The organism is Pseudomonas sp. FME51 (assembly GCF_014897305.1).
Genome location: NZ_JABUYN010000015.1, coordinates 76,243 through 97,738, shown reverse-complemented (window position 1 = coordinate 97,738; position 21,496 = coordinate 76,243). Strand labels below are relative to the sequence as shown.

Below are 21,496 nucleotides of genomic sequence, written 5' to 3'. Positions count from 1 at the left end.
CCGCGGCTTGCGAGGGGCGAATTATAGACCCGCCAGATTTTACGTCAAGGGGTTTATTCAACTTTCTCGGTTTCATTTACCTGACTGTCCCGACGGCGCCAGCGCCAGAGGGCCTGAACAGGGCCTGAGAGACTGTAGGCGATGAAGATGAACCAGAGAATCCGCGAAGGGTCAGTCGAAACTATGGCGAATACCAGCACCACCAGCAGGATGACAAAGAACGGCACCCGGCCGCGCATATCCAGATCCTTGAAACTGTAATAGCGGACGTTGCTGACCATCAGCAATCCGCCCAGCGCAGTCAGAATCCCCACCAGAACGGAAATATCACCACCATCAATACCGAAATCACTCAAAGCCCAGACCATACCCGCCACCAGGCCGGCAGCCGAGGGACTGGCCAGACCGGTAAAGTAGCGCTTGTCTTCCGATCCTATATGAGTATTGAAGCGTGCGAGACGCAATGCCGCCCCAGCCACATAGATGAATGCGAATACCCATCCGACCTTACCCATATCGTCCAGCGCCCAGGTAAAGGCAATCAGCGCTGGCGCCACACCAAAAGCCACCATATCGGAGAGTGAATCGTATTCTGCACCGAATGCACTCTGGGTGTTGGTGAGACGTGCGACCCGACCGTCCAGTCCATCCAGCACCATGGCCACGAAAATGGCAATCGCAGCATGGGAGAAATTGCCATTCATGGCACTGACAATGGCGTAAAAGCCGGAAAACAGCGCGGCAGTGGTGAACAGATTAGGCAACAGGTAGATGCCGCGATGACGAACCTTCTTGCCATCTGGCCCCGGCATTTCCTCTATATGCTCATCGATTGGCAACAGCGTGTGCGGGCCATCCCCATCGAAGTTTGAATCATGCTGCAGATCATCTTTCATATACGTTCCTTGACACTTTGCCGGATAATACAGTGTGGCAACTTGGCCTTCAAATGACCAGTGCCGACACCGACCACAAACAAAAAACGCGGCCGAAGCCGCGTTTTTTCCCCCGAACTGGAATCAGTTCTTGGACTTGTCCACGATCTTGTCGATCCACGGCATCATACCGCGCAGCTGCTCACCAACCTGCTCGATCGGATGCGCGGCGTTGTTACGACGTGCAGCCGTCATCGATGGGTAGTTATGTGCACCTTCAGCGATGAACATCTTGGCGTATTCGCCGGACTGGATGCGCTTCAGAGCATTGCGCATGGCAGCACGGGATTCGTCGTTGATCACTTCCGGACCAGTAACGTACTCACCGTATTCAGCGTTATTGGAGATCGAGTAGTTCATGTTGGCGATACCGCCTTCGTACATGAGGTCAACGATCAGCTTCAGCTCGTGCAAGCACTCGAAGTAGGCCATTTCCGGCGCGTAACCTGCTTCAGTCAGGACCTCGAAGCCGGCTTTGACCAGCTCAACCGCGCCACCACACAGAACTGCCTGCTCACCGAACAGGTCAGTTTCAGTCTCGTCCTTGAATGTGGTTTCGATGATACCGGTACGACCACCACCCACACCGCTGGCGTAGGACAGAGCAACATTCTTGGCGTTGCCGGAAGCGTCCTGGAAGATCGCGATCAGGTCGGGAATACCACCGCCCTTCACGAACTCGGAGCGTACCGTGTGACCCGGCGCCTTGGGTGCAATCATGATCACGTCCAGATCCTTGCGCGGCACGACCTGGTTGTAGTGAACAGCGAAACCGTGAGCGAAGGCCAGAGTAGCGCCCTGCTTCAGGTTCGGCTCGATCTCGTCACGATACAGTTGGGACTGGAACTCGTCAGGCGTCAAGATCATGACTACGTCGGCAGCCGCAACGGCAGCCGGTACGTCAGAGACCTTCAGGCCATGAGCTTCGGCCTTGGCAATCGAGGAGGAACCCGGGCGCAGACCAACGGTAACATCGACGCCGGAGTCTTTCAGGTTGCAGGCATGGGCATGACCCTGTGAGCCGTAACCGATGATGGCAACTTTCTTGCCCTGGATGATGCTCAGATCACAGTCTTTGTCGTAATAAACTTGCATGTAAATCCCCTTCTATGCGGGTCCCGCCGGACCACAGACTAATATTGTTTAAATGCTCAGCACCTTTTCACCGCGCGCGATACCGGACACTCCGGTGCGCACGACTTCCAGCACTGTCGCCGGGCCAACCGCTTCGATAAAACTATCCAGCTTGTCAGACGTACCTGCAAGCTGAACGGTATACACGCTACTGGTCACATCGACAATCTGGCCGCGGAAGATATCGGTGGTCCGCTTGACTTCGGCGCGCTGCGCGCCGGTAGCCTTGATCTTGACCAGCATCAGCTCACGCTCGATATGCGCGCCTTCGGACAGATTGACCAGCTTCACCACCTCAATCAGCTTGTTGAGGTTCTTGGTGATCTGCTCGATGACATCTTCCTGGCCGATGGTGGTCAGCGTCAGACGCGACAGCGTCGGGTCTTCCGTAGCCGCTACGGTCAGGGTTTCGATGTTGTAGTTACGCTGGGAGAACAACCCGACCACGCGAGACAGTGCACCAGGCTCGTTTTCCAGCAGTACGGAAATGATATATCTCATGTCAGGTACGCTCCGTCTTGCTCAGCCACATATCGCGCATCGAGCCACCCGCGATCTGCATCGGGTAGACGTGCTCGGTGTTGTCCACGCGAATATCCATGAACACCAGTCGCTTGGTATGGGAAAACGCCTCTTCCATTGCCGACTTGAGATCTTCCGGTTTTTCGACACGCATGCCGATGTGACCGTAAGATTCAGCCAGCTTGATGAAGTCCGGCAGCGATTCCATGTAGGAATGCGAGTAACGGCTGCTGTACTGCATGTCCTGCCACTGGCGGACCATGCCCAGCGCCTGGTTGTTCAGGGTGATGATTTTCACCGGAAGATCATATTGCAGACAGGTCGACAGCTCCTGAATATTCATCTGGATACTGCCCTCGCCGGTAACGCAGGCGACGGTTGCATCCGGATGGTGCAATTGAATCCCCATGGCTGCTGGCAAGCCAAAGCCCATGGTACCCAGACCACCGGAGTTGGCCCAGCGATTGGGCTTATCAAATGGATAGTACTGAGCAGCGAACATCTGATGCTGACCTACGTCTGAAGTGACATAGGCATCACCCTTGGTGACATCCCACAGGGTTTCGATAACCGTCTGCGGCTTGATGATGGATCCGTCACCCATATCGTAGGGGAACATCTTGCCATCGCCACGCCACTCATCAATCTGCTTCCACCAGGCAGCCAGCACATCAGCCTTGGGACGCAGCTTGTGCTCACGGGTCATTGACAGCATCTCGGTTAGAACGCTGTCCACCGGGCCGACAATCGGAATGTCCGCCTTGATAGTTTTCGAGATGGAGGCCGGATCGATGTCGATATGGATGAACTTGGCGTTCGGGCAGAACTTGGTAGCGCCGTTAATGACCCGGTCATCAAAACGCGCGCCGACACACATGACCACGTCAGCATGGTGCATCGCCACGTTGGCGGTGTAGCTGCCGTGCATGCCGAGCATACCGAGGAACTGTCGATCAGTACCTGGAAAACCACCCAAGCCCATCAGGGTATTGGTCACCGGAACACCCAGCTCCTTACCCAGATCGGTCAGTTGCTTGGCCGCACCACCCATGATCACGCCACCGCCGGAATAGATGATCGGGCGACGCGCCTCGACCAGCATATCAAGCGCCTTGCGGATCTGCCCGGAATGACCGCGAACCGCTGGATTGTAGGAGCGCAGCTTGACCTTTTTCGGGTAGCTGTACTCGTACTTGTCGGCAGGGTTGGTCATATCCTTCGGGATATCGATGACCACAGGACCGGGGCGACCGGTCTGAGCCAGATAGAAAGCCTTCTTGATGATCTCCGGAATATCACGCGGATCCTTGACGATGAAGCTGTGCTTCACGATCGGTCGGGAAATACCGACCATGTCGGTTTCCTGGAACGCGTCGGTACCAACCATGTGACTGGCAACCTGACCGGAAATGACCACCATCGGGATGGAGTCCATATAAGCGGTGGCAATACCGGTAATGGTATTGGTTGCGCCTGGCCCCGACGTCACCAGCACCACGCCGGGCTGGCCGGTGGCGCGCGCATAGCCATCAGCCATGTGCGCGGCAGCCTGCTCATGGCGTACCAGCACGTGCGTTACGTCATCCTGACGGAAGATCGCATCATAAACGTGCAGCAAGGCACCACCTGGGTACCCGTATATAAATTTAACACCCTCGTCACGCAAAGAGCGGACGACCATCTCAGCGCCGGATAAAAGTTCCACGTTTGAATCACCTCTAGCATGCCGTTCACTCCAAGCGAGCGGCAGGATACCTGTTTACTGCTCGGCAGTGCAGTGGCAACGGTGGTTGCCATGCAAAGCTTGACTGCGTGCAATGGAGACGCAATCCAGCAGGTAGCCGGAAGGGTCTCACCCAGCGCGAGGTAGCGCGTGCGGGGCCAGGCCAGGAGTAAGCGGGTTATCGCCTCCTGGATTGAGCAACAAAGCCTACTGCTCCGGATGCCGAGTAGGCCCGAACGACAGCACACTTATGAGAACCCCGAATTGTTTACACTCAGCGGCAACAAGTCAAGTCAAGTTGAACAAAAGCCAACCGCATACGCATCTTTACGGTTGCCATGTACCGCTCGCCCGATGATTGGCTATAGTAGCCGAGCCGGCCAACTGGTTGGATGCATAAAACAAGGAAGAAGATAGCATGCAGAAATCACTGATCGCCGTGCTGACACTGGGTTTGCTGAGCACCGGCGCACTGGCGCAACAGATGTATCAATGGACTGATGAACGCGGAGTGACGCAATACGGGCAGCTGCCACCAACAGGCAGCCATTATCGGCAGATCACTGTTCAACCGCCACCGCCGCCCAGCGGCCAACTGCGCCCGCCCGCCTCCTTACCACTGAAAGCTGACACCCGTGTCGCAGACACGGCAGCCGAACAACGTCGGCAACAGCGCGCCGAAGCCGAGCAGCGTAGCGCCGCCTGCGAAAAGATCCGCAGCAATCTCGACACGCTGCTCAACAATCCGCGTTTGCGCCGTACCACGGCAGCCGGTGAAATCGAGCGAATCGGCGAAGACGAGCGCCAGCTGATGATCAGTAAGGCGCAGGGCAATCTGCGGGAAAGCTGCCGAAATCAGCCCTGACCCGCCAGCACCGCGGCTAACCTGTCAATACGTTTCAGTATTGACAGAAGGTCATGCCGGCGGCGCCCCAGATGAGCAAAGGATTCTTCCGCCATCGGCTGGATATTGCAGCCAGGCGGCATGCTTCCGCCTGCTTCAATGATAACCGCCATGCGCGGAATGAAAACCCACTGCAGCCATCGCTCGAAATCCAGAGTATCCAGACAGAAGGGCTCCTGACTGGACAAGTCTGCGGCCGATGGCGCCTGAGAAGACCACAGCTCCAAGGCACGCAGCTCGCGCTCAAGCTCCAGCAGGGCATCGGCCATTGCGTGCCATTGCTGCACTACAGTGCCACCTTGGCGCGCTGACGCGCCTGCGCAGCGCCGGCAGCATCACCTTGCCGCTCACGTGCATCCGCCACCAACCCCCACAAACCGGCCTGGAGCGTAGGTCGGCCGGCAGCATAGGACAACCCGCGGCGCGCCAGCTGCTCGGCTTGCGCCGCATCGCCCTGGTCAAGACGAACCTGCGCCAAACGGTAGAGCACCTGGGGCTCGCGCGGCGCGATACGCAGCGCCCGCTCCAGGCTGGCAGAAGCACTGTTCAGGTCGCCGCTGCCCTCATGCTGACGGGCCGAGGTCAGCAGCGCCAGTACCGGACCACCCAGCTGCTCATCCTGCTGCAAACTGCCGCTTGAAGGAGCGCCGCTCGATGGCTGACTGCTGACCGGCGCACTGTCCAGCGGATAGGACTCGATGGCACTGGAGCCGCCATCTTCGTCAGGAACCAGCACCACCACACCACCTTCATCCCGCTGTGACGTTTGTGGTGTCTGCGGCGTAGGCGCCGACATTCCCGCGCCCGACTGCATATCCTCATTGGATACCGGACGCCCTGAATCCGTCACAGGGATGGAGCCCCCCGATCCAGCACAACCTGCCAGTACCATGATGCAGCCAGCCAGCAGGCCAATTCGCTTAATACCCATCGCCTTGCTCCTCATGTTCATTGCAGCCATCCGCGGATGACATCCATCACCCGACCAGCACCCTCCTTCACTGGTCCGGTGTCAATCAGCGGCCTGCAACCCGGTCCCGGCAGCGGCTCATAGCCGGCGCGGAATGGCATCTGCACCGTATCCGGACAACTCTGGTCACTACCCTCACCCGTCAATCGATTAACCCATGCATACACAATGTCACCGGGCGGCACGTCAGACAGGCTGGTTGGATGCGCCTCAGCCATGAAGGCACTCCACACCTGCAACGCACCGGTAGCGCCGGTCAGACGTGTCTGCCCATTATCATCACGACCCAACCAGGTCACCGCCAACAAGTCATCAGAGAAGCCGGCAAACCAGCTGTCGCGCAGATCATTGGTGGTACCTGTCTTGCCCGCCAGTCTGATACTCGACGGTACCTGATTATAGGCCGAGCGTCCGGTTCCTTCCGCCATGACGCGGGACAGCCCCTCCTGCATGAGGAAGATGGTTGCCGAGTCGAAGCGCTGCTGAACCTTGAATGGATAGCGGCTCAGCTGCTCGCCCTCTGCCGTCAGAACGTTGCGAATCGCCCGCAATGGGGTGTTGAAACCGCCGCTGGCGAGGGTCTGGTACATGTCCGTCACCTGCATGGGCGTCATCGCTCCGGAACCCAGCAACATGGCGGGGTAGGCCGGCCAGCCGTGGCGTACACCCATGCGCTCGACGGTTTCCAGAACCTTGTCGACACCGACGTCCATCCCCAAGCGCACAGTCGCCTGGTTATACGAACGGGACAGCGCCTCGTGCAGCGGCACGAGGCCATGGCTCACACGACTGTAGTTCTGCGGCGACCAGGTTTTGCCCTGTTCCGCAGGCAGCGTGATCGGTGAGTCATCCACGGGTGTGATCAACGAGTAGGTCTGCGGCTGCTCCAGCGCAGTCAGATAAACCGCCGGCTTGATCAGCGAGCCGATTGGCCGCGCGGCATCAAGGGCTCGGTTGAAGCCCGAGAAACGCGGGTTGCGACCGCCCACCAACGCCAATACCTCGCCAGTCTGGGCGCCGGTCACCACCATCGCCGCTTCCATTTCCTTGTCGGCCCGCTCACCCAGACGCTTGAATGAGGCTGCCACGGCCTTTTCGGCCTTCAGCTGCAGCAGCGGATCAAAGCTGGTGAAAATTCGCAGGCCTTCACTGGTCAGGTCGTCGTCCTGGTAATCCTCACGCAGCTGGCGCTTGATCAGGTCCATGAACGCCGGGTAACTGGTATCGGCCATACTACCGCGGACAGTGACATCCAGAGGTTTATTGATCGCCAGACGCGCCTGCTCATCGCTGATGACACCCTGCTCCTCGAGCATCTGAATGACCAGATCACGGCGCTTTTTGGCCCGCTCCGTCTGACGGCGCGGATTATACAGCGATGGCCCTTTGACCATGCCGACCAGCAGCGCCACCTGATGCAGCTCCAGTTCATGCAGCGGCTGGGCGAAATAGTACTGACTGGCCAGCCCGAAACCGTGTACCGCACGCTGTCCATCCTGCCCGAGGAAGACTTCATTCAGGTAGGCCTCGAGAATGGCTTCCTTGGAATAATGCAACTCCAGCAATACTGCCATCATCGCCTCGGTGCCCTTGCGGATCAGGCTGCGCTCGCTGCTCAGATAGAAGTTTTTTACCAGCTGCTGGGTCAGCGTACTGCCGCCTTGCACTACGCCACCCGCAGTGAAGTTGACATAGGCGGCACGAGCTATGCCTTTGGGCGACACCCCAAAGTGCTGGAAGTATTCCCGATCCTCGACCGCCACCAATGCTTCCACCAGATAGGGAGGAGCCTGGTCCAGGCGGATGAGAATCCGATCTTCATTATGCGCAGGATAAATACCGCCAATCATCAGCGGCTCGACGCGGGCCATGACCACCTCGCCGTTACCTGACAGCCCCGCGACCTGCTGGCCATTGAAGCGCACAGTGAGTCGCTGTGCCGGCTCGGAGCCTTCAAAGGATTGAAAGCCGCGAGTGTATACGTCTACCCGGCCGCCAGCGACGGACATCTGCCCCGGCTGATTGATTGCCGAAACCGATCGGTAACCCAGTGCCGACAACTCGGTCACAAAGTCATCACGATTGAGTTTCTGGCCGGCATACAGCTCCAGCGGCCGAGCAAATACCTTAGCCGGCACGGCCCAACGCTTGCCGGAGAATTTCTCCTGAACCACGGCATCCAGGTAGATTGCCAGGCCGGCAAACAATACCAGCCCCACCAGAGCCAGTTTCCATAGCAGGCCTGACCAGCGCCTCCAGAACCCGACCTTGCGGGCGGTCCGTTTACTGCGTTTTCTACCCATAATTCCCTGATCACTCCACGTCTCGGGAGGCCGCGCCCGCACCTGCGAACGTCGGCGATGGTTGGCCTCGCTGCCACCAACCCTCATAATGCCCACATTGCCAAGCCACTACAGGATCCAACGTGAGCCAGACACTGCTGACTGCCCTGCAAGACCCGGCCTTATACGACCATCCGGTTACCGGTTTCACGCTGATGGAAACCCATATTTCCTGGGTAATTCTCACCGGCGACTTTGTCTACAAGATCAAGAAGCCGGTCAATTTCGGCTTTCTCGATTATTCCACGCTCGAACAACGGGCGCACTTCTGTGCTGAAGAGGTGCGCCTGAACCGCCGCCTCGCGCCCGAGCTCTACCTGGACGTTATCGCCATCCACGGCAGCGAAACAGAGCCCAACCTGCGCGGCGATGGTCCGGCCATCGAGTACATGGTCAAGACCCGTCAGTTCCGTCAGCAGGATCTGCTCGGCAACATGCAGCGTGCCGGCGAACTTGCGCCAGCCCATATCGATTCGCTGGCGGCAACGCTCGCCGATTTTCATCGACAGATCGAACGCGCGCCCCTGGATTCGATCTGGGGCCAGCCGGAACAGGTTCACGCTCCCGTAGCCCAGAACTTCGAGCAGATCCGTCCGCTGTTGAGCGACCCGGCCGACCTGGCTCAGCTCGAACAGCTCGAGCAATGGGCGCATACTACCTTCCAACGACTGATTCCCCAACTGGCACAACGTAAAGCCGAGGGTCTTATTCGTGAATGCCACGGTGATATCTATCTGGATAACGTCACCCTTATTGACGGACAAGTGACCCTCTTCGACTGCATAGAGTTCAATGACGCCTTCCGCTGGATTGATGTCATGAGTGATGTGGCCTTCATGGCCATGGATCTGGAAGACCGTGGCCTGTCGGATCTTTCACAGCAGTTCGTCAATGTCTGGCTGGAACACACCGGGGATTATGCCGGTCTGGGCGTACTGAACTACTACAAGGCCCACCGGGCCATGGTGCGTGCCAAAGTAGCTCTGTTGAGCCTTGCGCCGGATATCACCGAGCAGCGACGCGCGGAAATCATGACGCGCTACCATGGTTATATTACCCTGGCCGAAAGCTACACAGAGATTCCGCGCCGCTTCGGCCTGCTTACCCACGGCGTCTCCGGCTCCGGCAAGAGCACCTTGAGCCAACAGCTGGTCAGCCGCCTCGGGGTCATCCGCATACGTTCCGACATCGAACGTAAGCGCCTGTTCGGCAGCGACGGTCATGGTCGACTGGACGCTGGCCTGTATTCCGCCGATCTGAGCCAGCAGACCTACACCCGCCTGGCCCAACTCGCCGCCCAGATTCTCGCAGCCGGCTATCCGGTGGTAGTCGATGCCACTCACCTGCAGCAGGCTCAGCGCCAGCAAGTCCGTCAGGCCATCGAAGATCAGGGAGCGCCCTGCCTGATCCTGCATTGCCAGGCATCGCTGGATACCATCGAAATCTGGCTGAATGAACGCCAGCGCAAGGGTGGCGATCCATCCGATGCCGACATTCATGTCGTTCGCCACCAGCTGGAGCAGCTGGAGTCCCTGAATGAGGACGAACAGCAAATCACCTTGCTTGTCGATACCGAACAGCGCGGCAGCATCGATCAGCTCACCGAACAACTCAGCACTCGGGTGTGAGCAACTCCGCCAGCTGTACGGATCAGCTGGCGGCCACTACACTGGTTATCGGGAACCAATAAAAAGAAGCCCGAAACCATGCCAGAAATCAGAATCAAGCCGGCTGTCTCAACCGGCGCCCGCTCTACGTCCTCATCTCGCTGCATGCCAGCCGTTCGCCCATTCCGGCAGCGAGGTGGCCATGGCAGAGAATGAACTCCTCACCCTGCGCAATCTCGGCAAGACCTCGGTGCAATGGCTGCGTGCCAGCGGCATACACAGCGCCGAAGAGCTTCGCCGGCGCGGTCCGGTCGCGGCCTATTGCGCGGTCCGTTCACGCGGCTTCGGAGCATCCCGGACCTTGCTGTTCGCCATCGCCGGCGCCCTGCAGGATGTGCACTGGAACCAGCTCGATCCAATCTATAAACAACAGCTGTTGCAGCAACTGGAAGAACAGCAGAACCCTTAAGGCAGGCTGATATTCACTACGACCACGCCGTAGCTTGTCAGTAACCGGTTTTGCCAACTCGACCGCGCTTTTCCATTGGCGGAAACAGAAGGAATTGCAGTATGGTTACGGCAGTTCATGACCCGGATAAAAGGAATTAGGCATGTATCTCATCGGCGACCAACCTCCCTATGCAGAAAAGCTGATCAGCACCCTGCAGCGCATACCTGCGCAGCTTCTCGAGGGGCTTGAACCCTGCGCCGAGCCGATCAGACTGGAATCGGTAGATGATCTTTACAGCATGGTGGGCAACAAGAATCTGTACTTGCTGAAAAGTGGGCTCTTGCACGCATGGATCGACGGAAAACCTCTGTTCTATCTGCAGGAAGGCGATCTTATCGGCCTGCGCCAAGGTCTCAATACCGCCCCCTGCGTCTATATGAGCGACGAACCTCTGGTATTGATGCCTTATGATCGCGAGGCCCTGTTCCGCCATATCCACGCCAGCAATATCCGCCAGGAGCAGTTCACCCACTATATCCTCGGCCAGGCTGCGCTGATGTCTGATGCACTGGCTCGCAGCAAGCCTTCGGATATGCGCCCGACTACCGGCTTCCAGCACTTTGCAACGGGCGCAGTATTGATTTGCGAAGGCGATGACGCAGGCCATGTTTTCATCATCACCGAAGGACATGCAGAAGCCTTCGTCGGCGGCATCAAGGTCGGCGATGTACAGAAGGACGAGATCTTTGGCGCCATGGCGCTATTCACGCGGGAAAAACGTTCAGCCACCGTCATTGCCAGCGCACCCACCACGGTGATGATGATTCCCAAGGAACAGTTCCTGGCGCTGATGCAGAGCAACCCGCGTATCGCCCATAGCCTGATTGAAAGCATGGCGCGGCGGATAGATTTGATGAACAAGGAATTGACCCACTACAAACAGCTGGCGGTGAATTAATTCATTCGATTGCTTGACATGCAAATGATAACGGTTATTATTAGCAACAAGTCGCCGCAAGGCGGCTTGGATAACAGACTGTCGCGAGACAAACGGTTATCTCCTCATCAGGCTAATCACGGCTTCGGCCCGCTCTTTTGAGCGGGCCATTTTTTTACCTGACACCCACCCGAAAACCACGACATTGAACCGCGCCAGCGACGCTGACGCAGCCCGGTTCCATTATCAGACCTCGGGGACTGTCGAAGCGGCAGCCGTATCTTCGATTTGCCAGCCACCGCCCAACGCCTTGAACAGATTCACTTCACTGATCAGCTGATTGCGACGGTCGTTGACCAGCTGCTGCTGCGCCGACAGCAATTGCCGCTGCGCATCGAGCAAGGTCAGGTGACTGTCCACACCGGTCCGGTAACGCTGCTCGGCGACCCTGTAGTAACGCTCACTGACATCCAGCAAATTGCGCTGGGCCTGCACCTGCTCGGCATAGGTTTCATGGGCCGCCAGACCGTCCGCCACATCCCGGAATGCATCCTGGATCGTCTGCTCATACTGGGCCACCCGAATATCACGGGAGATTTCCGTGTAATCGAGGTTCGCCCGCAGCCGTCCGGCGTTGAAGATCGGAATACTGATACTGGGCATGAAGTTCCAGTAGCCCGACCCGCTGTCGAACAGATCGGACAGGTCGTTGCTGGCGCTGCCCGCTGCACCCGTCAACCTAATACTCGGAAAGAATGCCGCCCGTGCCGCACCGATACTGGCATTCGCCGCCAACAGTTGATGCTCGGCGGCGACAATATCCGGGCGCTTGAACAGCAGCTCGGATGGTAACCCGACCGGCAGATCAGCCAGCAGCTCCATGTCCAGCCCGCCAGCTTCCACATCGTCCAGCGGGATGTTCTGGCCAAGCAACTGGGTCAAGGCGTTGCGATCCTGCGCCACCAGCCGACGATACTGCGCCTGCGCAGAGCGTGCGGTTTCCACCGCAGTGCGCGCCTGGGTCAGCTCCAGGGTCGAAGCAACACCTACATCGTAGCTGCGCTGCACCAGCGACAGACTGTTCTCGTAGGCTGCCAGAGTCTGCCCGGTAACCGCGAGCAACTCGCGATCAGCCTGCCAGGTCAGGTAGCTGTTGGCGACGCTGGCAATCAGACTGATCTGCACACTGCGCTGCGTGGCTTCGCTGGCCAGATACTCTTCCAGCGCCTGTGCACTGAGGCTGTTCAGTCGGCCGAACAGGTCCAGTTCCCAGGCCACACCCAAGGTTGCAGAATACTGCCCGCCAGTGGTTGCCTCGCCGGTTGGGCTGAGCCCCTCCGGTGTGCGTGTGCGTGTGCCGCTGCCGTCAGCCGTTACATCCGGGAATACCGCGGCACGCTGAATCCCGTATAACGAACGATAGGCTTCCACATTCAGCACAGCGATTCGCAGGTCGCGGTTATTTGCCAGGGCAATACCGATCAGGCGCTGCAGCTGCCGATCCTGGAAAAAATCCTGCCAACCGAGGTTCATTGCCTGAGTTTCGGAATTCTGCGGCGCGTAGGTTTCCCCCGTCGGCCAGACATCAGCTACCGGCGAGGTGGGACGCTCATATTCGGGAATCATCGAGCAGCCGCTCAAGACTCCCAACACAGCCAGACACATCAAAGACCGTTTCACTGTGTTTCCTCCTTGTCATCGTAGCTGACCTTGCGCGAGAACAGCGAAGACACCAGCACATAGAACAGCGGTACCCAGAAGATCACCAGCACCGTTGCCGTGAGCATGCCGCCTACCACCCCGGTACCGATCGCATGGGAACTGCCTGCGCCCGCACCACTGGCAATGGCCAGCGGCACAACGCCCAGAGTAAAGGCCAGCGAAGTCATGATGATGGGGCGCAAGCGCATACGGCACGCCTGCACAGCGGCATCAACCAGCGACATGCCTTGTTCACGCAGGTCCTTGGCAAACTCGACGATCAGAATAGCGTTCTTGGCCGTCAGACCGATAGTGGTCAGCAGGCCCACCTGGAAGAACACGTCATTATCCAGCCCGCGCCCCATGGTCGCCAACAGCGCACCGATCACACCCAGTGGTACCACCAACATGACTGCGAACGGGATCGACCAGCTTTCATACAGAGCCGCCAGACACAGGAACACCACCAGCAGCGACAGGGCATACAACGCCGGTGCCTGGTCTCCCGAGATGCGTTCCTCATAGGACAGACCCGTCCAGTCCACCCCGACCCCAGTCGGAAGCTCAGCGGCCAGACGTTCAATTTCTGCCATGGCATCCCCGGTACTGTAGCCCGGCGCCGCTTCACCCTGGATTTCCATGGCCAGCACACCGTTGTAGCGTGCCAGTTTCGGCGGACCATAGATCCACTCCCCGGTGGCAAATGCACTGAACGGCACCATTTCCCCCTGGTTGTTGCGCACGAACCATTTATCCAGATCCTCAGGGTTCATCCGCGCATCCGCCTCACCCTGCAGATACACCTTCTTTACCCGGCCACGATCAATGAAGTCGTTGACGTAGCTGGAACCCCAGGCAATCGATTGAGTGCTGTTGACGTCACTGAGTGCCACTCCGAGTACCTGGGCCTTTTCATCATCAATGATCAGCTTGTACTGCGGTTCGTCATTCAAGCCATTCGGCCGGACAGCGGTCAGGATGTCGCTTTTTGCAGCCAACCCCAGCAACTGGTTACGCGCCTGCATCAAGGTCTCGTGGCCCAGCCCGGCATTGTCCTGCAGGAAGAAGTTGAAACCGGTGGCATTACCCAATGCCATGACCGCGGGTGGCGCGAATGCCATGACCGCGGCATCCCGGAAGCCGGCAAAGTGCTGCTCAGCCCGCTCGACCAGGTTGAACACGCTCATACCCTCTTCGGTCCGTTCGCTCCAGGGTTTGAGGCCGACGAAGGCGATGGCGGCGTTCTGACCGCGACCGGCGAAACTGAAGCCGGTTACGGTAAATACCGACTCAACGATATCGCTCTCCTCGGTGAGCAGCTTTTCACGCATACCATCCACGGTCTTCTGCGTCCGTTCCATGGTTGAACCAGCCGGACCCAGCACCTGGACGAACATCACGCCCTGGTCCTCATCCGGCAGGAACGAGCTGGGCAACTTGCCGAACAGCATCACCATCGCGCCGACGATCACCACATAGAGCAGCAGATAGGGCGCCTTGCGCTTGAGCACGGCAACCACGCCTTTCTCGTAGTGATTGACGCCACGCTCGAAGGTACGGTTGAACCAGCCGAAGAAGCCACGCTTCTCCTGGCTATGGCCTTTGGGAATCGGCTTGAGAATGGTTGCGCACAGCGCCGGCGTAAAGATCAGCGCGACCAGCACCGACAGAGTCATCGCCGACGCGATGGTGATGGCGAACTGGCGATAGATCACCCCGGTGGAACCACCGAAGAAGGCCATCGGTATGAATACCGCGGATAATACCAGCCCGATACCGATCAGCGCGCCCTGGATCTGGTCCATGGACTTGCGGGTCGCCTCCAACGGTGACAAACCGTCCTCGGCCATGACCCGCTCGACGTTCTCCACCACCACGATCGCGTCATCCACCAGAATACCGATGGCTAGTACCATGGCGAACATGGTCAGGATATTGATACTGAAGCCGAACAGCGATAACACACCGAAGGTACCCAAGATCACCACCGGCACGGCCAGCGTCGGAATCAGGGTAGCCCGGAAATTCTGCAGGAACAGGTACATCACCAAAAACACCAGCACGATCGCTTCCATCAGCGTGTACACCACGCCGGTGATGGATTCGGATACCACCGGCGCGGTCTCGAACGGGTAAACCACCTCGACACCCGGTGGGAAGAAAGGCTGCAGGTCGGCAATGGTCTGCTTCACTGCTTCGGTAGTATCCAGCGCGTTGGCCCCGGTGGCCAGCTGGATCGCCATACCTGTGGCATCCTGGCCGTTATACAGCGCACGGAAACTGGAGTTCTGTGCACCCAGTTCGACCCGCGCAATATCACCCAGACGTACCTGCGAGCCGTCGCTGTTGACCTTCATCAGAATATTGCGAAACTGCTCCGGCGTCTCGAAGCGGGTCTTGCCAATGATGGTAGCGTTGAGCTGCTGACCGGGCACTGCAGGCGCACCACCCAGTTGCCCGCCGGAGACCTGCACGTTCTGCGCGGCGATGGCGTTGCGTACGTCGACCGGCGTCAGTTGAAAGCGATTCAGCTTTTCCGGATCCAGCCAGATACGCATGGAATACGCCGAGCCGAACACCTGGAAGTCGCCCACCCCGTTAGTGCGGGAAATCGGGTCCTGGATCGTGGAAATAACAAAATCCGAGAGATCCTCGTTGTTCATGCTGCCATCAGCCGAGATCAGGCCAACCACCATGAGAAAGTTGGATGACGCCTTGGTAACGCGGATGCCCTGTTGCTGCACTTCCTGGGGCAACATCGGTGTGGCCAACTGCAGCTTGTTCTGCACCTGCACCTGCGCGATATCCGGGTCGACTTCCTGATCGAAGGTGACGGTGATGCGCATGCTGCCATCAGAGCCGCTTTCGGACTTGATATAGCGCAAGCCATCGATACCGTTAAGCTGCTGTTCGATTACCTGAGCTACCGTGTCTTGCACCGTCTGCGCAGATGCCCCGGGGTAGTTGACCGCAATATTGACCGCCGGCGGCGCAATGCTCGGATACTGGTTGACTGGCAGGCCGAGAACGGCCAACCCGCCCATCAGCATGACCAGGATGGCCAGCACCCAGGCAAAGATCGGACGGTCGATGAAATAACGTGGCATGCGGAATTATCCTTCCTGTTCGGCTGTATTGACCGTACCGGCATTATCGACATTGGTAGCGGGAACCGGCTCGACCGTCATCCCCGGCAGGACCATGTGCAGTCCCTCGGTGATCAGACGATCACCGACATCCAGTCCTTCGCTGATCAACCAGCGATTGCCAACAGTACGCTCGGTCTGGATGATGCGCTGTTCAACCTGATTGTCAGCATTCACCAGCATCGCTATCGCCTGACCGCGCGGATTACGCGTGACGCCCTGCTGGGGAGCCAGAATGGCCTCGCTCCGCTCGCCGGCAACCAGCTGTGCATGCACGAACATACCCGGCAGCAGGATACGGTCAGGGTTCGGGAACACCGCGCGCAGGGTCACCGAGCCGGTGCTGGCATCAACCGATACCTCGGAAAACTCCAACTCGCCTTCGTGTTCATACTCGAACCCGTCCTCCAACCGCAAGATCGCCTTGGCCGCGTTGTCACCCGCCCGCTCCAGCCGGCCGGCATCCAGATCCCGACGCAGCGCCAGCAGGTCACGTGCCGGCTGAGTCACATCGACATAAATAGGATCCAACTGTTGAATGGTAGCCAGCGCTTGGGCCTGACCATTGCTGACCAATGCCCCTTCGGTCACTGCGGAGCGACCGATACGCCCGGAAATCGGCGCCGATACACGGGTATAGCGTACATCGATCCGCGCCCGCTCCAGTGCAGCATCGGCCTGCAATTTGGCTGCCCGAGCCTCATCGTAGGCCTGCTGACTGACCGCCCGATCCTCTACCAACAGCTCATAGCGTTCAGCCAGCGTATTGGTCGACAGCCGGTTTGCCTCGGCGCTTTTCAGTGCAGCTTCATAGACAGAGGCATCGATCTGATATAGCTGCTGCCCCGCGTTGACCTCGCTGCCCTCCTCGAACAGGCGCTTCTGGATAATGCCATTCACCTGCGGTCGCACTTCAGCTACCCGATACGCCTTGGTGCGCCCCGGCAGCTCGGACGTCATCAGGAAACTCTCGCTGGCGATGGTGACAACACCCACCTGCGGTATCTGAGCCGTCTGATCTGGCGGCGCTTCTGAATCACCGCAGGCGCTGAGTAAAGCGGTTACGGCGAGCAAGGGGATCAGGGCAGCGCGAACTGACTTGACTGGCATGGGCGGGGCACCTTTTGGAAAATAGTGTGGTCAGCAAAGACGATAACGGAAACCGACTCATTTCGATGGAGCACAATAATACTTACATCCACGAATGTTTGTAAGTTGTTTTCACATTGGCTAACATCTTTTACGTTATCGACCTCGCCTATCAGCGGACCTCTATTGTCCAGAGAGCCCGTAGTCAATTCAGAGAAACCAATGGCCAGACGCACCAAGCAGGAAGCCCTGGAAACCCGTAATCAGATCATCGATGCGGCAGAGCTGTGTTTTTTCAAAAAAGGCGTTTCGCACACCTCCCTGGCCGAAATAGCCAAAACAGCCGGAGTCACCCGCGGAGCAATCTACTGGCATTTCGAAAACAAGGGCGAAGTGCTTGATGCACTGCTGGTGCGCGCCAAGACCCCGATCCAGCATCTGGAAGAAGCCAGCCGCAACAGTGACGAGCCTGACCCGCTCGGCCGCCTGCAGGCCATGATAGTCGAAGTATTCCGTCAAGCCGAACGAGACCCTACCACCCGACGCATCAACGAAATCGTCTTTCACAAGTGCGAATATACCGACCAAATGTGTGATCTGCGTGAATATATGCGCCAGCTGCGCCTGCAATCAGACAGCAAGCTGGAAAGCGCATTGCGCAATGCCATTTCCAAGGGTCAGCTGGCCGCTGAGCTGGATGTACCCATGGCTGCCCGCAGTCTGCATGCCTTCGTTATCGGCATGCTCGACATCTGGCTGCTCCGCCCCGAGGACTTCTCTCTGGCTGAGCGTGCCGATCAACTCGCCCGAACGGTTATCGAGATGTTGCAGAACAGTCCGGCAATGCGACCCTCAGAGCCGCACTGACTGCCAGTGCAGCAATCATTGTAGTCCACTGAAGACAGTTTCAGAATTCGCCCCGGCTGCGCGCACGGACCAACACAGTCAACACAATGAAAATGACCAGTCGCAGCCGAGCAGCAATCTGCATGAATATTCCTTTTGCCACGCACGCTGGCCTTGGTTGGGCCGGGCAGAGACAATATGAGCATGAAACAACCAACCGACAACCAAGCTGTTGCCCTGTGCCAACTCGATGACATCGCCGACCCTGGCAGCAAGGGCTTTCTCGTGCAGGGCCGGCAACTGTTCGCTGTACGCCAGGGCTCGCAGATATTCGTCTACGCCAACCGCTGCCCGCACCGCAGCATTCCGCTGGAGTGGGTGCCGGACCAGTTCCTCGACAGCTCCGGTCGACTGATCCAGTGCGCCAGCCATGGTGCGCTGTTTCTACCCGAGTCAGGCGAGTGCGTGGCCGGCCCGTGCAGCGGCGCAAGCCTCACGCCCATTGCCTGCCGTATTGAAGACGGTCAGGTCTGGCTGATCTGATTTTCAGAGCATCACCGGTAACTGCCCGAGCACTTCCAGCCCCAGCGGAGTCGGCTTGATCGACCATGCCAGTACCAGCACCCCCGCTGCGGCGGCCTCGCGCAGCAGCTGACCGTACACCGAATCGATGTGATCCGCCGGCCGTACGCTGCGGATACCGCTGTGCATAACGCAGAACAGCAGACAGGCATGCTGCCCCGACTGCGCCAACAGCGTCAGCTCACGCAGGTGTTTCTGTCCTCGTAAACTGACCGCATCCGGAAATGCACCCACACCTTCTCCCAGTGCCAGCGTCACGCTCTTGACCTCCACCACGCAGCTCTCCGATTCGCTGGCAAGCAGAAAATCGAAGCGACTACCGCCCGGCGTCAGGGTTACCTCGCGACGAATACCGGGATAGCCAGCCAACGGCGCAATCAGCCCCGCCGCAAGCGCCGCTCCAATAACGCTGTTGGCCCGCGCGCTATGAATGCAGGCCAGCTCCCCTGGTGCGGCTTCCACCAGCTCCCAGGTGCCCGGCAGCTTGCGCCCCGGCCGCTGTTGCAGCGTAACCCAAACCCGACTCCCCGGCTCACCGCAGTTTTTCATCGACCCGGTGTTGGGGCAGTGTACTGTCAGTTCGCGCCCATCATCCAATCGAACATCCGCCAGAAAGCGCTTGTAACGCTGCACCAGCGTGCCGGCAATCAAGTCCGGCTGATAAGGAATCAACATCCCGGCCAACTCTGCAGACCGCGTGCGATACGCTCCACTGCCTGCTCGAGACGTTCCAGGGAATTGGCATAGGCGAACCGCACATGTTCAGTCGAGCGATAGTGACCGAAATCCAGACCCGGGGTGATGGCGACATGCTCAGTTTCGATCAGATGCTGGCAGAGGCGCTGACTGTCGGTGCCGAAGGCGCTGGCGTCGGCATACAGGTAAAAGGCACCATCGGGCGTCTGCGGAATGCCGAATCCCAGCTCCCGCAACGCTGGCAGCAGAAAGTCGCGACGGCGATGGAAAGCCTCACGGCGCGCTTCACAGATGGTCAGACTTTCCTCACTGAAGGCAGCCAGCGCCGCCCGCTGTGACAGATGCGGCGCACATATGTACAGGTTCTGCGCCAGCTTCTCCAATTCCGGCACCGCCGCTTCAGGGGCGATCAGCCAACCCAGCCGCCAGCCGGTCATCCCGAAATATTTGGAAAAGCTGTTCAGTACCCAGGCATCGGGCGCCACCTCCAGCACAGAGGCAGCCTCGCAGCCGTAAGTCAGACCGTGGTAGATCTCATCCACAATCAACTGTCCGCCCAACCGCCGCGTCGTGTCCGCCAGCGACTTGAGCTGCTCCCGACTGAGCACACTGCCGGAGGGGTTGGCCGGCGAGGCGCAGAGCACCGCCGCGCTATCCGCGTCCCAGTGTTGCTCCACCATCTCAGCCGTCAGCTGATAGCCGCTGTGCGCATCAGCAGGAATCAGCGTCGCCTGCCCTTCAACCAGTCGCAGAAAATGCCGATTGCATGGGTAGGCCGGATCGGCCATCAACACCTTGTTGCCGGGATCAACCAACAATGCGCTGACCAGCAGCAGCGCGCCAGAACCGCCCGGCGTGATCACTACTCGCCGCGGGTCAAGATTGATCCCGTAACGCTGCTGATAGAAACCCGCCACCGCCTCACGCAACGCAGGAAGCCCCAACGCCGGGGTATAGTCGGTATGGCCGGCGGCGAGAGCGGCTTGACCCGCACGTATGATGGGCTCCGGCGTGCCGAAATCCGGCTCGCCGATTTCCATGTGGATGACATCGCGTCCTTGCGCCTCAAGCGCCTTGGCCCGCTCCAGCACCGCCATGACATGAAAGGGCTCGATCTCCCCGATACGGCGCGCCCAGCGCTGTTTCAACATGACTACCTCCGCCTCACCCGCCGGCAAAATACGCCATGATACCCGTGGCACCGGTCCTGCGCCAAAACAGATGCCCCCGTAGAACATCGAAATAAAACCAAACCAACGACCCGCAACCTTCTGTCATTTAGGGCTATGCTGACTGCCATGGATTTCGGAAATAATTTTACCGCGGCAAAAAGTAGCTTCGCGGATCGGGTTCTGGTAGTTTTGCCCGCTCGCAGGCCACAGGCCGCACCCCCGCCGGTCAATAATAGTGGTGTCGACCTGGCACAGGATGATTGAGCTAAAAGTGAGGCTGTTCTCATGCCCAGCAATACCAAAGAAAAGAATGCAGTGTTGATTCGCGGCTTCGTTCCATACAAGGAAGAAAAAGGCGAGGAGTACATGAACGAGCGCCAGCTCGAGCATTTCGCCAACATCCTCAATGGCTGGAAGCGCGAACTGATGGAAGAAGTTGACCGCACCGTGTCCTACATGCAGGACGAGGCAGCCAACTTCCCCGACCCGGCCGACCGCGCCAGCCAGGAAGAAGAATTCAGCCTGGAGCTGCGTACCCGCGATCGTGAGCGCAAACTGATCAAGAAGATCGATCAGACTCTGCAGAACATCGAGGATGACGATTACGGCTTCTGCGACTCCTGCGGCGTTGAAATCGGCATTCGCCGTCTCGAAGCCCGCCCTACGGCCACCCTTTGCATCGATTGCAAAACGCTGGCCGAAATCAAGGAAAAGCAGATCGGCGGCTGATCCGCATCAG

General features: G+C 58.6%; 20 protein-coding genes. 7 read left to right on the top strand and 13 right to left on the bottom strand.

The window, feature by feature from the left end:
• Positions 1-53: 53 nt before the first annotated feature.
• The 4 genes from pssA to INT39_RS20085 all read right to left on the bottom strand — a co-directional run bounded on the left by pssA (position 54) and on the right by INT39_RS20085 (position 4,296).
• Positions 54-896 (bottom strand): CDP-diacylglycerol--serine O-phosphatidyltransferase, encoded by an 843-nt coding sequence (gene pssA, locus INT39_RS20100; RefSeq protein ID WP_193075747.1) that lies wholly within the window; start codon positions 894-896, stop codon positions 54-56.
• Between the two features lie 123 nt (positions 897-1,019).
• Positions 1,020-2,030, bottom strand: a complete 1,011-nt coding sequence (gene ilvC, locus INT39_RS20095) for a ketol-acid reductoisomerase (RefSeq protein ID WP_193075746.1) — start codon at positions 2,028-2,030, stop codon at positions 1,020-1,022.
• Between the two features lie 48 nt (positions 2,031-2,078).
• A complete protein-coding gene (ilvN, locus tag INT39_RS20090; protein WP_193075745.1) occupies positions 2,079-2,570 on the bottom strand; it encodes an acetolactate synthase small subunit in 492 nt (163 codons plus the stop codon).
• 1 nt (position 2,571) lies between these two features.
• Entirely contained in the window at positions 2,572-4,296 is a 1,725-nt protein-coding gene (locus INT39_RS20085; RefSeq protein WP_193075744.1) for an acetolactate synthase 3 large subunit, read from the bottom strand.
• Between the two features lie 436 nt (positions 4,297-4,732).
• Between INT39_RS20085 and INT39_RS20080 the strand changes: the two genes are divergently transcribed.
• A complete protein-coding gene (locus tag INT39_RS20080; RefSeq protein WP_193075743.1) occupies positions 4,733-5,179 on the top strand; it encodes a DUF4124 domain-containing protein in 447 nt (148 codons plus the stop codon).
• Here the strand turns inward: INT39_RS20080 and INT39_RS20075 are convergent.
• Genes INT39_RS20075 through mrcB form a run of 3 tightly spaced genes read right to left on the bottom strand, consistent with a single transcriptional unit; the run spans position 5,170 to position 8,491 of the window.
• Positions 5,170-5,505: a YqcC family protein gene (locus INT39_RS20075; RefSeq protein ID WP_319021395.1), complete on the bottom strand. Its 336-nt coding sequence runs from the start codon at positions 5,503-5,505 to the stop codon at positions 5,170-5,172. The genes INT39_RS20080 and INT39_RS20075 overlap by 10 nt on opposite strands.
• Entirely contained in the window at positions 5,505-6,143 is a 639-nt protein-coding gene (locus INT39_RS20070) for a tetratricopeptide repeat protein (RefSeq protein WP_413468953.1), read from the bottom strand. The genes INT39_RS20075 and INT39_RS20070 overlap by 1 nt, the downstream gene beginning before the upstream one ends.
• 23 nt (positions 6,144-6,166) lie before the next feature.
• On the bottom strand, positions 6,167-8,491 hold the full coding sequence (mrcB, locus tag INT39_RS20065) for a penicillin-binding protein 1B (protein WP_193075756.1): 2,325 nt from the start codon (positions 8,489-8,491) through the stop codon (positions 6,167-6,169).
• A gap of 122 nt (positions 8,492-8,613) precedes the next feature.
• On the opposite strand from mrcB, the gene INT39_RS20060 reads away from it, so the two are divergent.
• From INT39_RS20060 to INT39_RS20050, 3 genes are all read left to right on the top strand, one after another.
• Positions 8,614-10,158, top strand: a complete 1,545-nt coding sequence (locus INT39_RS20060; protein WP_193075741.1) for an AAA family ATPase — start codon at positions 8,614-8,616, stop codon at positions 10,156-10,158.
• 181 nt (positions 10,159-10,339) lie between these two features.
• Complete coding sequence (locus tag INT39_RS20055; protein ID WP_193075740.1) at positions 10,340-10,606, top strand: TfoX/Sxy family protein; 267 nt, start codon at positions 10,340-10,342, stop codon at positions 10,604-10,606.
• Positions 10,607-10,748: 142 nt separating this feature from the next.
• Positions 10,749-11,546: a Crp/Fnr family transcriptional regulator gene (locus INT39_RS20050; protein ID WP_193075739.1), complete on the top strand. Its 798-nt coding sequence runs from the start codon at positions 10,749-10,751 to the stop codon at positions 11,544-11,546.
• Positions 11,547-11,771: 225 nt separating this feature from the next.
• Here INT39_RS20050 and INT39_RS20045 read toward each other — a convergent pair whose 3' ends face one another.
• From INT39_RS20045 to INT39_RS20035, 3 genes are read right to left on the bottom strand one after another with little or no spacing between them, the layout of a single operon-like run.
• Positions 11,772-13,205 (bottom strand): efflux transporter outer membrane subunit, encoded by a 1,434-nt coding sequence (locus INT39_RS20045; RefSeq protein WP_193075738.1) that lies wholly within the window; start codon positions 13,203-13,205, stop codon positions 11,772-11,774.
• Entirely contained in the window at positions 13,202-16,333 is a 3,132-nt protein-coding gene (locus INT39_RS20040; protein WP_193075737.1) for an efflux RND transporter permease subunit, read from the bottom strand. Before INT39_RS20040 ends, INT39_RS20045 begins: the two co-directional genes overlap by 4 nt.
• 6 nt (positions 16,334-16,339) lie before the next feature.
• On the bottom strand, positions 16,340-17,482 hold the full coding sequence (locus INT39_RS20035; RefSeq protein ID WP_193075736.1) for an efflux RND transporter periplasmic adaptor subunit: 1,143 nt from the start codon (positions 17,480-17,482) through the stop codon (positions 16,340-16,342).
• Positions 17,483-17,683: 201 nt separating this feature from the next.
• On the opposite strand from INT39_RS20035, the gene INT39_RS20030 reads away from it, so the two are divergent.
• Together INT39_RS20030 and INT39_RS20025 are read left to right on the top strand one after the other, a co-directional pair.
• Positions 17,684-18,328 carry a TetR family transcriptional regulator gene (locus INT39_RS20030; protein ID WP_193075735.1) on the top strand — a complete coding sequence of 215 codons (645 nt, stop codon included), beginning with the start codon at positions 17,684-17,686 and terminating at the stop codon, positions 18,326-18,328.
• Between the two features lie 177 nt (positions 18,329-18,505).
• A complete protein-coding gene (locus INT39_RS20025) occupies positions 18,506-18,850 on the top strand; it encodes a Rieske (2Fe-2S) protein (protein ID WP_226944926.1) in 345 nt (114 codons plus the stop codon).
• Between the two features lie 3 nt (positions 18,851-18,853).
• Here the strand turns inward: INT39_RS20025 and sfsA are convergent, their stop codons facing one another.
• The 3 genes from sfsA to INT39_RS20010 all read right to left on the bottom strand — a co-directional run bounded on the left by sfsA (position 18,854) and on the right by INT39_RS20010 (position 21,147).
• Entirely contained in the window at positions 18,854-19,558 is a 705-nt protein-coding gene (gene sfsA / locus INT39_RS20020) for a DNA/RNA nuclease SfsA (protein ID WP_413468952.1), read from the bottom strand.
• Entirely contained in the window at positions 19,558-20,736 is a 1,179-nt protein-coding gene (locus INT39_RS20015; protein ID WP_193075733.1) for a pyridoxal phosphate-dependent aminotransferase, read from the bottom strand. The genes sfsA and INT39_RS20015 overlap by 1 nt, the downstream gene beginning before the upstream one ends.
• Before the next feature lie 123 nt (positions 20,737-20,859).
• Positions 20,860-21,147: a hypothetical protein gene (locus tag INT39_RS20010; protein WP_193075758.1), complete on the bottom strand. Its 288-nt coding sequence runs from the start codon at positions 21,145-21,147 to the stop codon at positions 20,860-20,862.
• Between INT39_RS20010 and dksA the strand changes: the two genes are divergently transcribed.
• Positions 21,043-21,486, top strand: a complete 444-nt coding sequence (gene dksA, locus INT39_RS20005; protein ID WP_193075732.1) for an RNA polymerase-binding protein DksA — start codon at positions 21,043-21,045, stop codon at positions 21,484-21,486. The two genes, INT39_RS20010 and dksA, sit on opposite strands and share 105 nt — an antisense overlap.
• The last annotated feature ends 10 nt before the right edge of the window (positions 21,487-21,496 follow it).

Bases quoted from the DNA above. Each gene is read 5' to 3' on its own strand.
- pssA (WP_193075747.1), bottom strand. From the start codon at position 896: ATGAAAGATGATCTGCAGCATGATTCAAACTTCGATGGGGATGGCCCG.
- ilvC (WP_193075746.1), bottom strand. From the start codon at position 2,030: ATGCAAGTTTATTACGACAAAGACTGTGATCTGAGCATCATCCAGGGC.
- ilvN (WP_193075745.1), bottom strand. From the start codon at position 2,570: ATGAGATATATCATTTCCGTACTGCTGGAAAACGAGCCTGGTGCACTG.
- INT39_RS20080 (WP_193075743.1), top strand. From the start codon at position 4,733: ATGCAGAAATCACTGATCGCCGTGCTGACACTGGGTTTGCTGAGCACC.
- mrcB (WP_193075756.1), bottom strand. From the start codon at position 8,491: ATGGGTAGAAAACGCAGTAAACGGACCGCCCGCAAGGTCGGGTTCTGG.
- INT39_RS20055 (WP_193075740.1), top strand. From the start codon at position 10,340: ATGGCAGAGAATGAACTCCTCACCCTGCGCAATCTCGGCAAGACCTCG.
- INT39_RS20050 (WP_193075739.1), top strand. From the start codon at position 10,749: ATGTATCTCATCGGCGACCAACCTCCCTATGCAGAAAAGCTGATCAGC.
- INT39_RS20040 (WP_193075737.1), bottom strand. From the start codon at position 16,333: ATGCCACGTTATTTCATCGACCGTCCGATCTTTGCCTGGGTGCTGGCC.
- INT39_RS20035 (WP_193075736.1), bottom strand. From the start codon at position 17,482: ATGCCAGTCAAGTCAGTTCGCGCTGCCCTGATCCCCTTGCTCGCCGTA.
- INT39_RS20030 (WP_193075735.1), top strand. From the start codon at position 17,684: ATGGCCAGACGCACCAAGCAGGAAGCCCTGGAAACCCGTAATCAGATC.
- INT39_RS20025 (WP_226944926.1), top strand. From the start codon at position 18,506: ATGAGCATGAAACAACCAACCGACAACCAAGCTGTTGCCCTGTGCCAA.
- INT39_RS20015 (WP_193075733.1), bottom strand. From the start codon at position 20,736: ATGTTGAAACAGCGCTGGGCGCGCCGTATCGGGGAGATCGAGCCCTTT.
- dksA (WP_193075732.1), top strand. From the start codon at position 21,043: ATGCCCAGCAATACCAAAGAAAAGAATGCAGTGTTGATTCGCGGCTTC.
- INT39_RS20010 (WP_193075758.1), bottom strand. From the start codon at position 21,147: ATGCTCGAGCTGGCGCTCGTTCATGTACTCCTCGCCTTTTTCTTCCTT.